This is a genomic window from Desulfobacter sp. (assembly GCF_050177295.1).
In genome coordinates, this window is sequence record NZ_JBFXHE010000341.1 from 1 (window position 1) to 4,833 (window position 4,833).

General features: G+C 52.1%; 4 protein-coding genes and 1 pseudogene. All 5 read left to right on the forward strand.

Annotation, left to right across the window (positions count from 1 at the left end):
• Positions 1-1,321, forward strand: a 1,321-nt coding sequence (nifE, locus tag AB7U36_RS18480; RefSeq protein ID WP_428161139.1) for a nitrogenase iron-molybdenum cofactor biosynthesis protein NifE, incomplete at its 5' end; no start/stop codon positions are given.
• Positions 1,318-2,730, forward strand: a complete 1,413-nt coding sequence (locus AB7U36_RS18485) for a nitrogenase component 1 (RefSeq protein WP_428161140.1) — start codon at positions 1,318-1,320, stop codon at positions 2,728-2,730. The genes nifE and AB7U36_RS18485, both read left to right, overlap by 4 nt.
• A gap of 19 nt (positions 2,731-2,749) precedes the next feature.
• Complete coding sequence (gene nifB / locus AB7U36_RS18490; protein ID WP_428161141.1) at positions 2,750-4,066, forward strand: nitrogenase cofactor biosynthesis protein NifB; 1,317 nt, start codon at positions 2,750-2,752, stop codon at positions 4,064-4,066.
• A 139-nt stretch (positions 4,067-4,205) separates the two neighbouring features.
• Positions 4,206-4,514 (forward strand): (2Fe-2S) ferredoxin domain-containing protein, encoded by a 309-nt coding sequence (locus tag AB7U36_RS18495; protein WP_035237775.1) that lies wholly within the window; start codon positions 4,206-4,208, stop codon positions 4,512-4,514.
• Positions 4,511-4,833 (forward strand): annotated as a pseudogene (locus tag AB7U36_RS18500) (homocitrate synthase/isopropylmalate synthase family protein); the annotation flags it as partial. The gene AB7U36_RS18495 and the pseudogene AB7U36_RS18500, both read left to right, overlap by 4 nt.

A 4,833-nucleotide genomic window follows, 5' to 3' on the forward strand; every position in this document is an offset into this window, starting at 1 on the left:
ACAGCCCTTTGAGATGGAATGTGAAACCAAAAGTCTGGCCGGCGCAGTCAGCCAGCGGTCCTGTGTGTTCTGCGGCTCCAGGGTGGTGCTTTACCCCATTGCCGATGCCTTGCATCTGATCCACGGCCCCATTGGGTGCGCCTCCTATACCTGGGATATCAGAGGGGCCCAGTCTTCGGGCCCGGAGCTTCACCGGATGAGTTTTTCAACGGATCTGTCAGAGACCGATATCATCTACGGCGGAGAAAAAAAGCTGAAAAAGGCATTGCTGGAGCTCATTGACAAATATTCACCCAAAGCGGCCTTTATCTACTGTACCTGCATTGTGGGCATTATTGGTGATGACGTGGATGCGGTCTGCCGCCAGGTGGAAGAAGAGACCAACATTCCTGTCATCGCTGTCCACTCCGAAGGATTTAAAGGAACCAAAAAAGACGGGTACAAGGCAGCCTGCGACGCCTTGTTCAGTCTGATAGAAAGAAACAAAGCCCCCCGGGTCACCATCCCCGATTCCATCAATATCCTGGGCGAATTCAATATTGGCGGAGAGACATGGATCATAAAAAAATACTATGAAGCCATGGGGGTCAAGGTGGTCTCTGTGATCACAGGCGACGGCCGGGTGGACGAAGTGATGCAGGCGGGCAATGCCGCCCTGAACGTGGTCCAGTGTTCAGGGTCGGTCACCCACCTGGCAAAGCAGATGCAGGAAGCGTACGGCATCCCCTATATCCGGGTCTCCTATTTCGGCATTGAAGACACCTCGGATGCCCTGTACCGGGTGGCAGTATTCTTTGATCAGAACCCTGAAATGCTTAAAAAAACCAAGGAACTGATCAAAAAAGAAGTTCAGGCCATTATCCCCAGCCTTGAGACCATGAAAAAAGACCTTGAAGGCAAAAAAGCAGCCATTTATGTGGGTGGTGCTTTCAAAGCATTCTCCATGATCAAGGCATTAAGAACCCTTGGCATGGAAGTGGTTCTGGCCGGTTCCCAGACCGGCACCAAGGAAGATTACGAAGTGCTCAGGCAGATGTGCAACGAGGGCACCGTGATCCTGGATGACTCAAATCCGCTGGAGCTGGCCAAGTATTCCGTTGAAAAGGATGCAGACCTGTTTATCGGCGGCGTCAAGGAACGGCCCATTGCCTATAAGATGGGCATCGGGTTCTGCGACCACAACCATGAACGCAAAATTCCCCTGGTGGGATTTGAAGGCATGGTCAATTTTGCAAAGGAAGTACACGGAACCGTTACAAGCCCGGTATGGGATCTTGTGCCAAGACGGCAGAACCCAACCGGAAAGGAAGGTGCTATATGACCCCGAGCAGATCCCATAAGACAACACCATCATATACCCCCACCCAGAATGCATGCAAAATGTGCACACCCCTGGGGGCGACCCTGGTGTTCCAGGGTATTGAAGGCTGTGTGCCTTTGCTTCACGGCTCCCAGGGATGCTCCACCTATATGCGGCGCTACCTGATCTCCCATTTCAAGGAACCCGTGGATATTGCCTCATCCAACTTTACCGAGGAGACGGCTGTATTCGGCGGCGGTGCCAACCTGAAACTGGCCATTGAAAACGTGGCACGCCAGTATTCACCGGAGATGATCGGTATCGCCACCACATGCCTGTCCGAAACCATCGGCGATGATGTGCCGTTAATTTTGAACAGCATGGGCAATGCCATCGACGGTACGGCCCTGGTCCATGTATCCACACCGTCGTACACCGGCACCCACGTTGACGGATTTCACGGTGCTGTGGCCGCAGTGGTGGACCGCTTCAACCCGGTGGGCAAAAAAATCATCTACCGGCCCAAGAAAAAGAAAACAATAAATTTGTTTCCGGGCATGCTCTCCAACGAAGATCTGCGGCATTTAAAAGATATTTTTGCGGATTTTCATACCCCTGTCACCATTCTGCCCGATTATTCAGAGCGGCTGGAAGGACCGTCATGGCAGGAGTACCAGGCTATCCAGAAAGGAGGCACCCCTGTTTCCGCCATTGAGAAAATGAATGTGGCTGTCCACAGTATGGAATTGGGTTCCGTACTGGGCCTGATGGCGGAAAAGGGAACACAGACAGCAGGAACAATTTTAAATAAACGCTTTGGCATACCCTGCACACGCCTTCCCATTCCCATCGGGGTAAAAGCCACGGACCGCTTTCTGGATGCCCTGTCCCAGATTTCAGGCAGGCCCGTGCCTGAGCGGTACAGGAAAGAAAAATGGCGGCTGGTGGATGCCTATGTGGACGGCAATAAATATGTATCGAAAAAACGGGCACTGATTTACGGTGAAGAGGATTTTGTGGTCTCCATGGCAGGCTTCCTCGCCGAAGTTGGTATTATCCCCGTGATCTGCGCATCCGGCGGCAAAAGCAAAACATTTAATAAAGCCCTTGAAGAGATCCTGCCCGAAACCCTCATTGACCAGATTCTCATCCAGAATGACATGGACTTTACCTGCATGGAAGAGACCGCCGCAGGGATGCCCGAAGACCTTCGGCCCGAAATCATTATCGGCAATTCCAAGGGCTATGCCATGGCAAGACGGCTCAAGATCCCCATGGTCAGGGTGGGATTTCCCATCCACGACCGGGTGGGGGGCGCGCGGATTCTGCACATTGGATACAAAGGTGCCCAGCAATTGTTTGACAATATAGTCAATACGATTCTTACGGCAAAACAGACCGAATCCAGAGTCGGATACTCATATATGTAAATTTGTAAGGAAAATTAAGATGAATTTAGATCACCATCCCTGTTTTAATAAAAAATCCTGCAAGGATTTCGGACGTGTCCACCTGCCGGTTGCGCCGGCCTGCAATATCCAGTGCAATTTTTGCAATAGAAAATTTGACTGTGTCAATGAAAGCCGCCCCGGTGTTACCTCCTCCATCCTGAGCCCGGACCAGGCCATGGCCTATCTGGCCGATGTGGTTGGGGCAAAACCCAACACCGCTGTGGTGGGCATTGCAGGTCCTGGCGACCCCTTTGCCAACGGCGACAAAACCATGGAAACCCTGACAAAGGTGCGCGCCGCCTATCCGGAAATGCTGCTTTGCGTGGCCACCAACGGCCTGAATATCCACCCGTACCTGGATGAACTGGCAGCCGTCAATACCACCCATGTCAGCATCACCATCAATGCGGTTGACCCTGCAATCGGCGCAAAGATTTATGCCTGGGTCAGGAACGGCAAACGGTCCGTGGGGCCGCTCCAGGGTGCACAACTGCTTTTGGAACGTCAGCTCGCCGCAGTAAAAGGCCTGAAAGAACGCAATATTATGGTCAAGGTCAATTCCATTATCCTGCCTGGAATCAATGACGACCATATGGCGGACGTGGCCAAAAAAATGGGTGAAATGGGTGTGGATATTTTCAACTGCATGCCCTATTTCCCCACCAAGGGCGCAAATTTTGAAACCATGGAAGAGCCGGGCAAAGATCTGGTCAAGAAAATCAGAACGGCTGCCCAGGTCTTTGTACCCCAGATGACCCATTGTAAACGTTGCAGGGCTGATGCCGTGGGCCTGCTGGACGATCCTTTGAATCAGAAGCTCATGGACCGGCTGACATACCACGCCACCGCACCCATTCCTTTTCCCAATACCACGAAGTATTGCCATGAAGAACCTGGTGCAGATGACGGTGCGTCAAATGGCTCCGCGCCAAGGCCCTATGTGGCCCTGGCCACCCGGGAAGGCGCGTTGATCAACCAGCCCCTGGGGGAGGCCACAGAATTACACATCTATGACTTAAGCCGGGAAATACCGGGCCTGGTGGAAACAAGGGCCTTGCCTGAATCGGGTGGCGGGAATGCCAGATGGCAGAATCTTGCCCGGACCATTAAAGATTGCCACACCATTCTTGTGTCCGGTGCAGGGGATACGCCTAAAAAAATTCTAGGCACCATGGGATTTACCATCCATGAGGTCAACGGCATGATTGATCTTGTACTTATGGCGCTTAAAAAAGGGGAGCCCTTAAACCATCTGATTGTCCGGGCACAGACGACCTGCGGGGAGTGCCGGGGGACCGGAACCGGCTGCATGTAATCATCTGAGTTTGAACGAATCGTCACCCATCTATTGCGCCTTGCATCTGGGCAACGCTTCGTCCAAACACCAACGTTTTATCCAAATACCAATTAAAAGCTTAAGAAACCAAATTAATAAAATATTAAAGGAGAAAGAAATGAACAAGCCTGAAAAACACATCCTCGTATGCTCAAGTTTCCGTCCCAGTGGAGAACCCAAAGGCAAATGCCACAGAAAAGGGTCCGGGGATTTTCTGGCCTATATTGAAAATGAAGTGATTGACAGGGGCCTTGAAGAGGTGCTGGTCTCTTCCACCTGCTGCCTGAAACAGTGCGATGACGGTCCGGTCATGGTGATTTATCCGGATAATATCTGGTATGGGCATGTGGACAACGAAGAAGCCATTGATGCTATTCTAGATGCCATGGAAGACGGTACGGTGGCAGAGGACTATGTACTGGAATGAAAACCCATGATCTGCGGGTCTGGATGGTGGATACCACCCTTCGGGACGGGGAACAGGCCCCGGGTGTCTTTTTCAGGCCCCTGGAAAAACTGACCATTGCCCGTCAGCTTGCAGAATGCGGCGTTGACGAGATTGAAGCGGGCATCCCTGCCATGGGTGAGTTTGCATGCCGGGAAATCCAGGCCATTGCCCAGTTGAACCTGCCCAGCATGCTCACCTGCTGGTGCAGGGCAATCAAAAAAGATATAGAACTGGCCATTGGCTGCAATACTCCCGGGGTGCACATCAGTTTTCCCACCTCGTCCATTCTGCTCAAAAC